The organism is Micrococcus sp. R8502A1, from assembly GCF_006704135.1.
Taxonomy (GTDB): Bacteria; Actinomycetota; Actinomycetes; order Actinomycetales; family Micrococcaceae; genus Micrococcus; species Micrococcus luteus.
Map to the genome: position 1 here is coordinate 1 of NZ_VIGS01000011.1, position 14,423 is coordinate 14,423.

At 73.8% G+C, this 14,423-nt stretch carries 12 protein-coding genes and 1 rRNA gene; 9 read left to right on the plus strand and 4 right to left on the minus strand.

The features are described 5' to 3' along the window. The 9 genes from rrf to FLM69_RS03755 all read left to right on the plus strand — a co-directional run. Window positions 1-114 (plus strand): 5S ribosomal RNA (gene rrf, locus FLM69_RS03715); the annotation flags it as partial. Window positions 115-633: 519 nt separating this feature from the next. Further along, complete coding sequence (locus FLM69_RS03720) at window positions 634-1,536, plus strand: hypothetical protein (protein ID WP_230297582.1); 903 nt, start codon at window positions 634-636, stop codon at window positions 1,534-1,536. Beyond that, a complete protein-coding gene (locus FLM69_RS03725; protein ID WP_078025588.1) occupies window positions 1,533-2,363 on the plus strand; it encodes an HAD-IIA family hydrolase in 831 nt (276 codons plus the stop codon). The genes FLM69_RS03720 and FLM69_RS03725 overlap by 4 nt, the downstream gene beginning before the upstream one ends. Then, window positions 2,356-3,198 (plus strand): TlyA family RNA methyltransferase, encoded by an 843-nt coding sequence (locus FLM69_RS03730; protein WP_078025589.1) that lies wholly within the window; start codon window positions 2,356-2,358, stop codon window positions 3,196-3,198. Before FLM69_RS03725 ends, FLM69_RS03730 begins: the two co-directional genes overlap by 8 nt. A 113-nt stretch (window positions 3,199-3,311) precedes the next feature. Then, a complete protein-coding gene (locus tag FLM69_RS03735; RefSeq protein WP_135039639.1) occupies window positions 3,312-4,400 on the plus strand; it encodes an NAD kinase in 1,089 nt (362 codons plus the stop codon). Beyond that, the gene (gene recN / locus FLM69_RS03740) at window positions 4,397-6,139 is read left to right on the plus strand and encodes a DNA repair protein RecN (protein ID WP_141843100.1); all 1,743 of its coding nucleotides are present in this window, start codon (window positions 4,397-4,399) and stop codon (window positions 6,137-6,139) included. The genes FLM69_RS03735 and recN overlap by 4 nt, the downstream gene beginning before the upstream one ends. Before the next feature lie 41 nt (window positions 6,140-6,180). Beyond that, a complete protein-coding gene (locus FLM69_RS03745; protein ID WP_044659884.1) occupies window positions 6,181-6,888 on the plus strand; it encodes an NUDIX hydrolase in 708 nt (235 codons plus the stop codon). Beyond that, complete coding sequence (xerD, locus tag FLM69_RS03750; RefSeq protein WP_036315732.1) at window positions 6,885-7,901, plus strand: site-specific tyrosine recombinase XerD; 1,017 nt, start codon at window positions 6,885-6,887, stop codon at window positions 7,899-7,901. The genes FLM69_RS03745 and xerD overlap by 4 nt, the downstream gene beginning before the upstream one ends. A gap of 9 nt (window positions 7,902-7,910) precedes the next feature. Further along, complete coding sequence (locus FLM69_RS03755; RefSeq protein ID WP_080695883.1) at window positions 7,911-9,620, plus strand: CTP synthase; 1,710 nt, start codon at window positions 7,911-7,913, stop codon at window positions 9,618-9,620. A 245-nt stretch (window positions 9,621-9,865) separates the two neighbouring features. Here the strand turns inward: FLM69_RS03755 and FLM69_RS03760 are convergent, their stop codons facing one another. From FLM69_RS03760 to FLM69_RS03775, 4 genes are read right to left on the minus strand one after another with little or no spacing between them, the layout of a single operon-like run. Next, entirely contained in the window at window positions 9,866-11,011 is a 1,146-nt protein-coding gene (locus FLM69_RS03760; protein WP_078025593.1) for a bifunctional 2-methylcitrate synthase/citrate synthase, read from the minus strand. A gap of 56 nt (window positions 11,012-11,067) precedes the next feature. After that, window positions 11,068-12,006: a methylisocitrate lyase gene (gene prpB, locus FLM69_RS03765; protein ID WP_141843101.1), complete on the minus strand. Its 939-nt coding sequence runs from the start codon at window positions 12,004-12,006 to the stop codon at window positions 11,068-11,070. Next, on the minus strand, window positions 12,006-13,532 hold the full coding sequence (locus tag FLM69_RS03770) for an MmgE/PrpD family protein (RefSeq protein ID WP_141843103.1): 1,527 nt from the start codon (window positions 13,530-13,532) through the stop codon (window positions 12,006-12,008). The genes prpB and FLM69_RS03770 overlap by 1 nt, the downstream gene beginning before the upstream one ends. Then, on the minus strand, window positions 13,529-14,218 hold the full coding sequence (locus tag FLM69_RS03775) for a GntR family transcriptional regulator (protein ID WP_020628108.1): 690 nt from the start codon (window positions 14,216-14,218) through the stop codon (window positions 13,529-13,531). The genes FLM69_RS03770 and FLM69_RS03775 overlap by 4 nt, the downstream gene beginning before the upstream one ends. Window positions 14,219-14,423: the final 205 nt, after the last annotated feature.

Sequence of the window (14,423 nt, forward strand, 5' to 3'; positions counted from 1 at the left end):
GGCGGTCATAGCGTGGGGGAAACGCCCGGTTCCATTCCGAACCCGGAAGCTAAGGCCCACAGCGCCGATGGTACTGCAGCCGGGAGGTTGTGGGAGAGTAGGTCGCCGCCGGACATTCTTTGAGGGAGGGCCTCGCACCGTTGGGTGCGAGGCCCTTCCCGCATTTCTGGACTGCTTTCCCCGCAAGGACGGTCTGCCACAGGCTCCGGGCACTAGCCTGGTCCCCTGAGGACCCGGCCGCGAGGCCGGCACATGAGGAACAGAGACCGCGTTCCCGCGGACCGTCGCGGCGTGACGCCCAGGAAGGACACCATGGCTGAGGACACCCCCCGAGAGCGCCGCGAGGACCGCGGATCCGAGGGCCGCGGGCCCCGTGGTGGCGGTGATGGCCGGCGTCGTGGTGGTGACCGCGACGGACGTCCTCGCAGCGGTGCCGGTGACCGGCGCCGCTCCGGCGGGCCTCACGAGGACCGGCGGCGCGGCCCGGGCCAGGGGGTCGGACGCCCCGAGCGCCGCGGTGCGCCGACGGGCCCTCGTCGCGAGGACCGCGCCGAACGACCCGCGCACAATCCCGGTGACCTCCGAGCGGCGAATCGTGCGGACCAGGAGCGCTCTCCGGACATCGACCCGGACGTGACGGGCCAGGAGCTCGACCGCGGCACGCTCAAGGAGATCAACGGCCTTGACGAGCGTCCTGCCAGCTGGGTCGCCAAGCATCTCGTGATGGCCGGCCGCTACCTGGACGTCGACCCGGCGCTGGCGTTCCAGCACGCCCTCGCCGCGTCCCGCAAGGGCGGCCGCCTCTCACGCGTGCGCGAGGCAGTCGCGCTCACCGCCTACGCGGCGGGGGAGTACGCCGACGCGCTGCGCGAGTTCCGCACCTACCGGCGTATGACGGGCGATGACACCCACATCGCCGCGCAGGTGGATAGCGAGCGTGCCCTCGGCCGCACGGAGAAGGCCCTGCAGCTGGCCGCCGAGGTGGATGCCTCGCGTCTGGACCGGGCGGCGCGGGCCGAGCTGGCCATGGTCGTCTCCGGCATCCGCGAGGACGCCGGCGACCTTCAGGGTGCCCATGAGGCCCTGCAGATCCCGGAACTGGACCGGCGGCGCGGCTACCCCTTCTCTCCCCGGCTGTTCCAGCGCCAGGCCGACGTGCTGCTCGCCCTGGGGCGCCGCGACGAGGCTCGGCTGTGGGCGCGTGCCGTGCGCGTCGCGGAGAAGGCCCTCGGCGTGGGCGGGTTCGCGGACCCAGAGATCATCGACGTGGACACCGAGCCGGTCGAGGACCCCCGGAACCGCCGCCCGTCCCCCCGCGAACGGCGCCACGAGCGGTATGCGGCCGAGGCCGGTGCGGAGCCGACGGCGGACGGATCCCCGGCCGAGGAGCCGGAGGCCGCCGCGGAGCCGACCTTGGTGCCCCGACAAGAGGCCGTCGCGGAGCCGCCGGCCGCCGTCGACACGCCGGACGAGGTCGACCCGAACCAGCTGTCGCTGTTCGACGACCTCGAGGCCCCGGAGGCAGACGAGCGGTGAGCACCACGTTCTTCGACGGTCACGACGGGCTGCTGTGCGACCTGGACGGCGTCGTGTACGCCGGAGACGGTGCGATCGCCGGGGCGGTCGAGACGCTGTCGACGCTGCAGGAACGCGGCGTGCCGGTCGGGTTCGTGACGAACAACGCCTCTCGCGCGCCGGAGTCCGTGGCCGAGCATCTCCGCACGCTCGGGGTGCCCGCGGAGGCGGGGCAGGTCTTCGGCTCCGCACCGGCGGGCGTCGACCTGCTCGAGGAGACGCTCGGCCGCCGGACCGGCCGGGTGCTCGTGGTCGGCTCGGCGTACCTGCGCGCCGTGGTCGAGGAGCGGGGCTACGAGGTGGTCGCGTCCGCGGCGCAGTGTCCCGACGCGGTGATCCAGGGCTTCGACCCCGGTCTCGGCTGGGCCGATCTGGCGGAGGCCGCGTACGCCGTGCGCGCCGGGGCCACCTGGGTCGCCACCAACCTGGACACCTCGATCCCGCGCGCGGAGGGGATCGCCCCCGGCAACGGGGCCCTCGTCGAGGCGGTGGGCCGGGCCACCGGCACCGCGCCCGTCGCGGCGGGCAAGCCCGAGCCACGACTGTTCCGGACGGCGGCCGACGCCCTCGGCCTGGCCCGTCCCCTCGTGGTCGGCGACCGCCTGGACACGGACATCCGCGGCGGCAACGCGGCGGGGTTCGACACGGTGCTCGTCCTGACCGGCATCGACACGCGCGAGACCGCGGCCGCCGCCCCCGGGCCAGACCGGCCGACGTGGGTCCGTGCGCACCTGCCCGCTCTGCTCGCCGGCGGGGCCGAGGCCTCCGCGGACCCACGGCGTGGCTGAGACCGCACGCGCCGACGTCGCCCTGGCCGCTCGGGGCCTGGCACGCTCCCGCACGGAGGGCGCGGCGCTCATCCGCGCGGGACAGGTGCTCCTCGACGGCCGCCCGGTGCGCCGGCCCGCCGACCGCGTGGCCGCCGACGCCACCCTGCGCCTGCGCGACCCGGGCCCGCGGTACGTCTCCCGTGCGGCCCACAAGCTCGTCAGCGCACTCGAGGCATTCCCGGACGTGGGCGTGGCCGGCCGCCGAGCGCTCGACGCCGGGGCCTCCACCGGCGGATTCACCCAGGTCCTCCTCGAGCGGGGCGCCGAACGGGTGGCCGCCGTCGACGTGGGCCACAACCAGCTGGCCCCGCCCGTCCGGGCCGACCCCCGCGTCCTCGTGCGCGAGGGGCTCAACATCCGCGACCTCACGGCCGAGGACATCGACGGTCCGGTGGACCTGGTGGTCTCCGACCTGTCCTTCATCTCGCTGCGCCTCGTCCTCGCCCCGCTCGCGAGCGTGTGCCGACCCGGCGCCGAGCTACTGCTCATGGTCAAGCCCCAGTTCGAGGTCGGGCGGCGCGCCCTGCCGCGCTCCGGTGTCGTGACCGATCCCGACGCCCGCCGCCACGCCGTCGTGGGTGTGACCGCGGCCGCGCTGGGCGCCGGCCTCGCACCGCGCGGCCTCGCCCGATCCGGCCTGGCCGGACAGGACGGGAACGCCGAGTTCTTCCTGCGGCTCCGCCGTCCCGACGCCACCGCGGCCGACAACCCGGCAGGCGGGACGAGCCCGGCCCCGCCCGCCGGCGAGCGCGCCGCCGGGTGGGTCCGGGGCGCCCACATCGACTGGTCCTGACCCCCGACCGGGGGACACCGCCCGTCCGCGGGCGCGGGGCCACCGGTTCGCGCGTCCGGTCTCGTGGCTATCCTGGATCGCAGTGCCCGGCACCCCGGCTCGCGGAAGGAACCATGCCCTACACCCCCGGACGTCGTGTCCTCGTCCTGACCCACACGGGCCGTGAGGACGCCATCAGCGCGGCGCTGCAGGCCACCCGCATGTTCGCGGAGGAGGGCCTGGTCAGCGTCATGCTCGAACAGGACGTGGCCGCCATCCGCGCGGCCGCGGGGGACCCTCCGGAGTTCGCGCCGGAGGCCCTTGGGGTCGACTGCGAGCTCGAGGACATCACCCTCGGCCTCGTCCTCGGCGGCGACGGCTCGGTGCTGCGGGCGGCCGACTTCGTCCGCGGCCACAACGTGCCGCTGCTGGCGGTGAACCTGGGCCACGTCGGCTTCCTCGCCGAGTCCGAGCGCACCGACCTGCACCGCACCGTCCAGGCGATCGCCTCGGAGTCCTACGTGGTGATCGAGCGCATGGCCCTGGACGTCGTCGTGCACGTGGAGGGCCGCGAGGTGGCCCGCACGTGGGCCCTCAACGAGGCCTCCGTGGAGAAGTCCCACCGGGAGCGGATGCTCGAGGTGGTCGTCTCCGTGGACAATTCACCGCTGACGGCCTTCGGCTGCGACGGCGTCGTCCTGGCCACCCCCACCGGCTCCACCGCCTACGCCTTCTCCGGCGGGGGCCCCGTCGTGTGGCCCTCCGTGGAGGCCCTGCTGTGCGTGCCCATCAGCGCCCACGCCCTGTTCACCCGCCCCTTCGTGGTGGGTCCGCGCTCCACGATCGGCGTGGACGTGCTCACCCGCACCCGCGAGACCGGTGTGCTGTGGTGCGACGGCCGGCGGACCGTCGAACTGCCGCCGCAGGCCCGGATCGAGGTGTCCCGTTCGGCGGAGCCGGTGCGCCTGGCCCGTCTCAACCCGACGCCCTTCGCGGAGCGGCTCGTGCGCAAGTTCCGACTGCCCACGGACGGCTGGCGCGGCCCCGTCACCGCCCAGGAGCGGGCGGGCGTGCTCCGTGCGGTGGAGACCGTCGAGCCGCGGCACGCGGGGCCGCGTCCCGACGTCGTCGAACCGGCCACCATGCCGCTGTCGGTGCTCTCGCCCGCGGACATCCAGCGTCACCGCGACCGCGGGGCGCGTCATCCCGGGGAGGACGCATGATCGACCATCTGAGGATCTCGGGGCTCGGCGTGATCGGCGAGGCCACCGTCGACCTGGACCCCGGCTTCACCGTCGTCACCGGCGAGACCGGCGCCGGCAAGACCATGGTGGTCACCGCCCTGGGCCTGCTGCTCGGCGCTCGCGCCGACGCGGGCGCGGTCCGCCGGGGCTCGTCCCGTGCCGTCGTGGACGCCGGCGTCCGCCTGCCCGAGGCGCACGCCGCGCTCGCCCTCGCCGAGGACGCCGGGGCCGTGCTGGACGAGGCCGACGAGGGCGTCCGGGAGCTCGTCCTGAGCCGCAGCGTCACGGCGTCCGGGGAGGGGACCCGCTCGCGCGCCGCCGCCGGCGGGCGGACCGTGCCCGTCGGCCTGCTCGCCGAGATCGGGGCGACCCTCGTGGCCGTGCACGGCCAGAACGACCAGGTCCGCCTCCAGGGCGCCGACGCCCAGCGGCACGCCCTCGATGCGTTCGGCGGCGCCGAGCTCGCCGCGGCCCTGCGCGCCTACCGCGCGGACCACGCCGCCTGGACCGCCGCGCGTCGGGAGCGCGAGGAGCTCACCGCCCACCGCCAGGAGCGGGCCCGCGAGGCCGAGGCGCTCCAGCGCTCGCTCGAGGAGATCGACCTCGCCGAGCCGCGGGAGGGGGAGGACGAGGAGCTGCGGGCTCTCATCCGTCGGCTCGAGGACGTCGAGGAGCTGCGCGCCGCCTCGGGGGAGGCGCACGCCCGACTGGCCGGCCCCGACGTGGACGCGATGGACGAGACCCCCGGCGCCGTCAGCCTCGTGGAGGCGGCGCGGCAGGCCGTGCTCGCCGCCCCCGGCGACGACCCCGACCTCGCCGCCGCGGCCGCACGCCTGGCCGAGGCCGCCGTCGTGCTCACGGACATCGCCGGCGACCTGGCCCGCTACACCGCCGACCTGGACGCCGACGCGGCCTCCGACCTCGACGCGGCCCAGTCGCGGCTGGCCGAGCTCACGCGACTGCAGCGGCTCTACGGGCCGGAGCTCGCCGACGTGATCGACTGGGCCCGGACCCAACGTCCGCGCCTGGACGAGCTGCAGGGCGACTCCGGCCGCCTCGAGGAGCTCGAGGCGGAGGTCGACCGGCTGGACGCCGCGCTGCGCGAGCGGGCCGCGACCCTCACCGCCCTGCGCACCGCGGCCGCCGAGCGGCTCGAGACCGCGGTGACCGAGGAACTGCACGCCCTGTTCATGCCGGACGCCTCGTTCCACGTGGGACTGACGCCGGTCGCCGGGGACGGTCTCGGCCCGTACGGCGCTGAGGACGTCACGCTCGCCCTGCGCCCCCACGCGGGCGTCGAGCCCCGGCCCCTGGGCCGCGGCGCCTCCGGCGGCGAGCTCTCCCGCGTGATGCTCGCCCTCGAGGTGGTCCTGGCCGCCACGGACCCGGTGCCCACCTTCGTGTTCGACGAGGTCGACGCCGGCGTGGGCGGTGAGGCCGCCGTGCGGATCGGGGCCCGCCTGGCCCGGCTCGCCCGCCACGTGCAGGTCATCGCCGTGACCCACCTGCCCCAGGTCGCCGCCTACGCGGACCGGCACGTGCGGGTGGAGAAGAACTCGGACCCGGCCGCGGGTGTGACCACCTCCGACGTCGTGACGCTGACGGCCGACGAACGGGTCGAGGAGCTCGCCCGCATGCTCGCCGGGCACGGGGACTCCGCGGCGGCCCGCGAGCACGCCCGGGAGCTGCTCGAGTCCTCCGCCCGCGAACGCGGCTGACCCGGTCCGCGGACGCCGCCCCGACATGAAAGGATCGCCCCATGCCTGAGATCCCCGCGTCCGCGGGACGCTCGCCCCTGCGCGACCTGCACGTCCCCCGCCCGGTGAAGAAGTCGAAGACCGTCTACGAAGGCCGAGTGTGGGACATCGCCCGGGAGTCGTTCCGCCTGGACCCGGCGGACAAGTCCCAGGATCCCCTGACCCGGGAGCTGATGGTGCACCCGGGCGCCGTGGCGATCCTCGCGGTCCGCACCAAGCTCACCACCACCGGCCCCCGCGAGCAGGTGGCCCTCGTCCGCCAGTACCGCCACCCCGTGGGCATGGAGCTGTGGGAGATCCCGGCGGGCCTGCGGGACGTGGACGGGGAGGACCTCCACCAGGTCGCCGTCCGTGAGCTGGCCGAGGAGGCCGACCTGCGCGCCCGCGAGTGGCACACCCTCGTCGACTACTACACGACCCCGGGCGGCTCCAGCGAGGCGATCCGCGTGTTCCTGGCCCGTCAGATCGAAGAGATCCCCGACGGCGAGCGGCACACCCGGCAGGACGAGGAGGCCGCCATGCCGCTCGTGTGGGTCGGCGTCGACGAGGTGACCGACGCCGTCCTGGATGGGCGCGTGCACAACCCCTCCACGGTCGTGGCGATCCTCGCCCTGTGCGCCCACCGCGCCCAGGGGTGGCGGCGCCTGCGCCCCGTGGACGCCCCCTTCGTCCCGGACCGCCACGGCCCCGGGGCGGACTGGCCCGCGTGAGCACCGACCCGGCCGCCCGGGGGAGCGGCGAGGCCGAGGCCCGTGGGAGCCGTGGGGGCCGGGGCGCGGAGTCCGCGCTCGCGGCCCCGTTCCGCCGCCACCTGGAGCACCTGGCCGTCGAGCGGGGCCTCGCCGCGAACACGCTGGCCGCCTACCGCCGCGACCTCGAGCGCTACCGCCGCTGGCTCGAAGCCCACGGGGTGCGCGCCCCCGCCGACGTCGACCCCGGCCACGTCTCCGGCTTCCTGCGGGCGCTGGGCACCGGCGAGGACGGCGGGCGGCCCCTCGCGGTCCGCTCGGCGGCCCGCGTGCTCGCGGCCGTGCGCGGCCTGCACCGGTTCTGGGCCCTCGAGGGACTCACGCCCGCCGACCCCGCCCGCGACGTCCACCCGCCGAAGCCGGGCGACCGCCTGCCGAAGGCGCTCCCCGTGGAGCAGGTGACGGCGCTGCTGGAGGCCGTGCCCGTCGACACCCCCGCCGGACTGCGGGACCGCGCGCTGCTCGAGTTCCTCTACGGCACCGGCGCCCGCATCTCCGAGGTGGTCGGCCTCGACGTCGACGACGTGGTGGGGCTCGCGCAGACCGGGGACGACGGCGGCCAGCCCGTGGTCCGCCTGTTCGGCAAGGGGTCCAAGGAGCGCGTGGTGCCGATCGGCTCCTACGCGGCCGCCGCGCTCGACGCATGGCTGGTGCGGGGACGGCCCACGATCATGACGGGAGTCACACGCTCCACGCCCGCCCTGTTCGTCAACGCCCGCGGGGGCCGGCTCTCCCGGCAGTCCGCGTGGGCCGTGCTGAAGCGGGCGGCCGAGCGCGCCGGCCTCGAGGCGGACGTCTCGCCCCACACCCTGCGCCACTGCTTCGCCACGCACCTGCTGGCCGGCGGCGCGGACGTCCGCGTGGTCCAGGAGCTGCTCGGGCACGCGTCCGTGACCACCACGCAGGTGTACACCCTCGTCACCGTGGACTCCCTGCGCGAGGTCTACTCCGCCGCGCATCCGCGCGCGCGCTGAGCCCCGCACCTGATACGCTCAAAATCCGTGGTGAAACGAACTTCTCGTACTCAGACGTCCACGCGCGTCACCCGTCACGTGTTCGTGACCGGCGGTGTCGCCTCCTCCCTCGGCAAGGGGCTCACGGCCTCCTCGCTCGGCCACCTGCTCAAGGCGCGCGGGCTCAGGGTGGTGATGCAGAAGCTCGACCCCTACCTCAACGTGGACCCGGGCACCATGAACCCGTTCCAGCACGGCGAGGTGTTCGTCACCGAGGACGGCGCCGAGACGGACCTGGACATCGGCCACTACGAGCGCTTCCTCGACGAGGACCTCGACGGCCTGGACAACGTGACCACCGGCCAGGTGTACTCCACCGTGATCGCCCGCGAGCGCCGCGGCGAGTACCTCGGGGACACCGTCCAGGTCATCCCGCACATCACCGACGAGATCTGCCGCCGGATGCGCCTGCCCGCGGAGCCCCGCGGCGACCGCCCCGCCCCGGACGTGATCATCACGGAGATCGGCGGCACCGTCGGCGACATCGAGTCGCAGCCCTTCCTCGAGGCCGCCCGCCAGGTCCGCCAGGACGTCGGCCGCGACGACGTCTTCTTCCTGCACGTCTCCCTCGTGCCGTACATCGGCCCCTCGCAGGAGCTCAAGACCAAGCCCACCCAGCACTCCGTGGCCGCCCTGCGCTCGATCGGCATCCAGCCGGACGCGATCGTGCTGCGCTCGGACCGGGCCGTCCCCGACGATGTCCGCGGCAAGATCGCCCGCATGTGCGACGTCCCGCAGGACGCCGTCGTCAACTGCGCCGACGCCCCCTCCATCTACGACATCCCCCGCGTCATCCACGACCAGGGCCTCGACGCCCACGTGGTGCAGTCCCTGGACCTGAAGTTCAAGGACGTGGACTGGACCGCGTGGGATGCCCTCATGGACGCCGTGCACCACCCGGAGCACGAGCTCACGGTGGCGCTCGTGGGCAAGTACGTGGACCTGCCGGACGCCTACCTGTCCGTCACCGAGGCGCTGCGCGCCGGTGGCTTCGCCCACCGGGCCAAGGTGGGCATCCGCTGGGTGGCCGCGGACGAGTGCGCCACCCCCGAGGGCGCGGCGGTGGCGCTCGCGGACGTCGACGCCGTGTGTGTGCCCGGCGGCTTCGGCGTGCGCGGGCTCGAGGGCAAGCTCGGCGCGCTGCGGCACGCCCGCGAGCAGCGGATCCCGACGCTGGGTCTGTGCCTGGGCCTGCAGTCCATGGTCATCGAGTACGCCCGCAACGTCCTCGGCCTGGAGGACGCGGACTCCACCGAGTTCGACCCGGAGACCGCCTCGCCCGTGATCGCCACCATGGCCGAGCAGGAGCAGATCGTGGCCGGCGAGGGGGACCTCGGCGGCACCATGCGCCTGGGCGCCTTCCCCGCGACCCTGCGCCCGGGCTCCGTGGTGGCCGAGGCCTACGGCACCACCGAGGTGACCGAGCGCCACCGCCACCGCTACGAGGTGAACAACGCCTACCGCGACCGCCTCGAGGAGGCCGGTCTCGCGATCTGCGGCACCTCCCCGGACGGCGCCCTCGTGGAGTTCGTGGAGCTGCCCCGGGACGTGCACCCGTACTACGTGTCCACGCAGGCCCACCCGGAGTTCTCCTCCCGGCCGACCCGCCCGCACCCGCTGTTCGCCGGCCTCGTCGCCGCCGGCCTGGCCCGCCGCGCCGACGCGGCGGCCCGGCGCTGAGGGGCCGACGACCGGCCCGACACAGTGGTCACGACACGCCGTCGCCGCGCCCGGCACGCGGCGTGTCGTGACCACTCTGCGAGGGCGTCGCACCGATGACGACACGACGACGGCGGGCCGCCCCACCCGGGGCGACCCGCCGTCGTCGTGCACGCGGCACCGCGCCGCGAGCGAATGGGGCGACGTGTCGGAGGTGATCTGCGTCTACACCTCCGACAAGTCGCCCCGACCGCCCCTCACGAGGCTCAGCCCGCCGGCAGCTCCCGCTGCTCGGGGCCGTCGTAGGCCGAGAGCGGGCGGATCAGCGCGTTCGCGGCGCGCTGCTCCATGATGTGGGCGGTCCAGCCCGTGATGCGCGAGGCGATGAACAGCGGGGTGAACATCTCCGTGTCGAAGCCCATCAGGTGGTAGGTCGGGCCGGCCGGGTAGTCGAGGTTCGGCTTGATCTGCTTGGCCTCGTCCATCGCGGACTGCAGGCCGTCGTACAGCCCGAGCATCTCCTCGCGGCCGTAGTGCTCGATCATCCGGTCCAGCGCGGCCTTCATGGTGGGCACGCGGGAGTCGCCGTTCTTGTAGACGCGGTGGCCGAAGCCCATGACCTTCTTCTTCTGGGCCAGGGCGTCCTCCATCCACGCCTTCGCTCGGGCGGCGGCGTCCTGGCGGGACTCCTCCTTCCGGATGCCGATCTCGTCGAAGGTGTGCATCACGGCCTCGTTGGCGCCGCCGTGCAGGGGGCCCTTGAGCGCGCCGATCGCACCGGTCACGGCCGAGTGCAGGTCGGAGAGCGTCGAGGTGATCACGCGCGCGGTGAAAGTCGAGGCGTTGAACGAGTGCTCTGCGTACAGCACCATCGAGACGCGGAACGCGTCCACGACCTCCGGGGCGGCCTCCTCGCCGAACGTCATCCAGAGGAAGTTCTGCGAGTAGTCCAGGTCCTCGCGCGGCTCCACCACGTCCTGGCCGCGCCGGCGGCGCTGGTCGTAGGCGACGACGGCCGGGAACGCCGCGAACAGGGCCTGGGCCTTCTCCAGCTCGGCCTCGGGGGAGGAGTCCTCCGCCTTCGGGTGGTTCGCGCCGAGCACGGACACGGCGGTGCGTCCGACGTCCATGGGGTGGCAGTCGGTGGGCAGCAGGTCGATGGCCTGCTTCACCTTCGGGTCGAGGGCACGGTGCGCGCGCTCGAAGTGCTCGAACGCGGCCAGCTCCTCGTCCGTGGGCAGCTCGCCCGTCCAGAGCAGCAGCGCGACGGCCTCGAACGAAAGCTGCGCGGCCAGGTCCTGCACGGGATAGCCGCGATACAGCAGGGAGTTCGTCTCCGGGTTGACCTTGGAGATCGCCGTGGTGTCCACGACGACGCCGGCCAGGCCCTTCTTGATCTCGGTCTCGGTCATGGTGTCCCTCCTCGGGGAGTGGGGCCCGCCCGCGCACAGGCGGGCCCGGTGACGGGTCAGAGGTCGGCGTGGTTGGCGCCGATGTCGAGCGTGGGCACGTCGAAGTTGAAGATGCCCGTGTCGAAGGCGTTGTAGCCCTCGTAGTCCACCAGCTCGTAGAGGCGGGCGCGGGTGAGCATCTGCTCCACCTGCGACTGCTGGGTGCCCTCCTCCTTGATGGCGTCGAGCACGCGCTCGGCGGCGCCCATCGCGGAGCGCAGCAGGGTGACCGGGTAGATCACCATCGCGACGCCGGCGTCGGCCAGCTGCCGGCGGGTGAACAGCTCGGACTTGCCGAACTCGGTCATGTTCGCCAGGACCGGGACCCCGAGGGGCTCCAGCTCGCGACACACGGTCTCGAACTCGCCGATGTCCTTCAGGGCCTCCGGGAAGATCGCGTCCGCACCGGCCTCCACGAGCGCCTTCATGCGGGCGATCGCGGCGTCCAGGCCCTCCACGGCACGCAGGTCGGTGCGCGCCATGATGAGGAAGTTCGGGTCCCGGCGGGCGTGGACGGCGGCGGCGATGCGCTTGACCGCGGTGTCGAGCTCCACCATGTTCTTGCCGTCGAGGTGGCCGCACCGCTTGGGGTTGAACTGGTCCTCGATGTGGCAGCCGGCCAGGCCGGCGTTCTCGAACTCCTGCACCGTGCGGGCCACGTTCATCGGCTCGCCGAAGCCGGTGTCCGCGTCGATGAGGCACGGCAGGTCCGTGAGGCGGGCGATCTGCCCGCCGCGCACGGCCACCTCGGTGAGCGTGGTCAGCCCGACGTCGGGCAGGCCCAGCTCGTTCGCGAGCACGCCGCCGGAGATGTAGACACCGGGGAAGCCCTTCTCCTGGATCAGCTTGGCGGACAGCGGCGTGAACGCGCCCGGGAACTGCTGGGCGCCGCCCTGCTTGAGGGTCTCCCGCAGGTCGATCCGCTTCTGTTCGGCCGTCTTCGTCGAGTACAGCATCAGAACAGGCCCTTCGGGGCGGCGGCGAGGTCGGCCTCGGACAGGAACGCCGGGTCTGCCAGGATGTTCAGCTGGTCCAGCTCGCCGGGCTGCAGCTCCGCCACGCGCTCGGCGGCGGCCAGGAAGCGGTCCTGCTCCTCCTTCGAGACGATGCCCTCGGCCAGGGTGCGGAACTTCTGGATGTACTGCTCGCGGGCGAACGGCCGGGCGCCGAGCGGGTGGGCGTCGGCCACGGCGATCTCGTCGGTGATGACGGTGCCGTCCTTGAGGGTGATCTCCACCGCTCCGCCGAACGCCTTCTCCGCGAGGTCCAGCGAGTGGTAGCGGCGGGTCCACTCCGGGTCCTCCACGGTGGTCACCTTGTGCCACAGGGCCACGGTGTCCTCGCGCTGGGCGCGCTCGGGGGCGTAGGAGTCCACGTGGTGCCAGGAGCCGTCCTGCAGGGCCACGGTGAAGATGTAGGGGATCGAGTGGTCGAGGGTCTCGCGCGAGGCCGTCGGATCGTACTTCTGCGGGTCGTTGGCGCCCGAGCCGATCACGTAGTGGGTGTGGTGCGACGTCTTGATCAGCACCGACTCGACGTTCGCCGGGTCGGTGGCCTCCGGGTGCTCCCTGTGGAGCTTGCGGGCCAGGTCGATCCAGGCCTGGGCCTGGTACTCGGCCGAGTGCTCCTTGGTGTACGTGTCCAGGATGCCGCGCTTGGGCTCGCCCTGCTCGGGCAGCGGCACCTCGTAGGAGGCATCCGGGCCGTCCAGCAGCCAGGCGATCACGCCGTCCTCGCCCTCGTAGATCGGGACGGGCGAGGTCTGGCCGCGCATGGCGCGGTCCACGGCCTCGACGGCCATCTTGCCCGCGAACGCCGGGGCGTGGGCCTTCCACGTGGAGATCTCGCCCTTGCGGGACTGTCGGGTGGCGGTGGTGGTGTGCAGGCCCTGGCCGATGGCCTGGAAGATGGTCTCGGTGTCCAGGCCGAGCAGGGTGCCGATGCCGGCGGAGGCGGAGGGGCCGATGTGGGCCACGTGGTCGATCTTGTGGCCGTACAGGTTGATGGACTTCACGAGGTCCACCTGGATCTCGTAGCCGGTGGCGATGCCGCGGATCAGGTCCTTGCCGGAGCGGCCGGCATGCTGGGCGACGGCGAGGATCGGCGGGATGTTGTCGCCCGGGTGGGAGTACTCGGCGGCCAGGAACGTGTCGTGGTAGTCCAGCTCGCGGACGGCCACGCCGTTGGCCCACGCGGCCCACTCGGGGGAGACCTTCTGCTCCACACCGAACACGGAGGCGCCCTCGCCGCCGGTGGAGACCGGGTGGGACAGGGCCTGGGCGCGGGCGGCGACGATCGGGCCGCGCCGGAGCGAGGCGACGGCGACGGAGGCGTTGTCGATGATCCGGTTGATGATCATCTCCTCGACCTCGGGCAGCACCTCGACGCCGTCGACGGCCACCTCGGCCAGCTTCCAGGCCAGCTGGTCCTTGCGCTCGAGGTTCTCCTCGGAGCGGTGGACGCGCACGTGATGGTTCTTCATGGTCGGTCTCCTTCGGTGGGGGTCAGCAGGGTCGGGGTCTCCTCGGCGCGGCCGCGCCGGGTCAGATGGTGGAAGGCGTGGTGCAGGTGGACCCGCGTGGTCGCCTCCGCGAGGTCCGCGGCGCCCGAGCCGACGGCGTCGGCGATGTCCGCGTGCTCCGCGGCGGAGGCCGCGAGGCGGGCCGGGTCGTCGGCGGCCAGTCGGCGCAGGCGCGCCAGGTGCAGGCGCAGGGTGCGCAGGGTGGAGACGAGGTAGGGGTTCGCGGCGGCCTCGTCCAGCCGGCTGTCCAGCTCGGCCGTCATCGCGTAGTAGTCCGCGGGGTCGGTCCCGCCGCGCAGGGCCGCCTCGGCCTCCTGGAAACGGCCCGCGAGGACCGTGAACCGCTCGGCCGCCTCCGGGGTGGCCCGCTGCGCGGCCCGGCGCGCCAGGAGGGACTCGAGGGCGATGCGCAGGTCAAACAGCTGGTCCGCCTGCTCGAGGGACAGGTCGGCGACGACGATGCCCCGGCCCGGTGCCTGCTCGGCCAGGCCGTCGGCCACCAGGCGGGAGAGCGCCTCGCGCAGAGGGGTGCGCGAGATGCCCAGGCGCTCGGCCTGCTCCACCTCGCCCAGGCCCGCGCCCGGAGGGAGGGACCAGTCGAGGATCTCCGCCCTCAGGGCCTGATACGCCCGCTCACTCGCTCGCATGCCGCCAGTGTATACACAACAGTCCCGCCGAGGGCAGGGGTGTGTCCGACACTCGTGCCGGGCGACGCCGTCCATGGGGAGCGTCGTCCGGCGTGCGGGGGCTGAGGGATGCGTCCCCGACGGGGGACGCCCGTGTTCCGCCGCGCCTCCCACACGGGCCGAGAAATGTATACAGATCCCTTGCCCCGTGTGATCCACGGCACTA

What these genes read in the sequence shown, in the direction of transcription:
- FLM69_RS03735 (WP_135039639.1), top strand. Translation starts at nt 3,312, where the DNA reads ATGCCCTACACCCCCGGACGTCGTGTCCTCGTCCTGACCCACACGGGC.
- recN (WP_141843100.1), top strand. Translation starts at nt 4,397, where the DNA reads ATGATCGACCATCTGAGGATCTCGGGGCTCGGCGTGATCGGCGAGGCC.
- FLM69_RS03745 (WP_044659884.1), top strand. Translation starts at nt 6,181, where the DNA reads ATGCCTGAGATCCCCGCGTCCGCGGGACGCTCGCCCCTGCGCGACCTG.
- FLM69_RS03775 (WP_020628108.1), bottom strand. Translation starts at nt 14,218, where the DNA reads ATGCGAGCGAGTGAGCGGGCGTATCAGGCCCTGAGGGCGGAGATCCTC.
- FLM69_RS03770 (WP_141843103.1), bottom strand. Translation starts at nt 13,532, where the DNA reads ATGAAGAACCATCACGTGCGCGTCCACCGCTCCGAGGAGAACCTCGAG.
- FLM69_RS03760 (WP_078025593.1), bottom strand. Translation starts at nt 11,011, where the DNA reads ATGACCGAGACCGAGATCAAGAAGGGCCTGGCCGGCGTCGTCGTGGAC.
- prpB (WP_141843101.1), bottom strand. Translation starts at nt 12,006, where the DNA reads ATGCTGTACTCGACGAAGACGGCCGAACAGAAGCGGATCGACCTGCGG.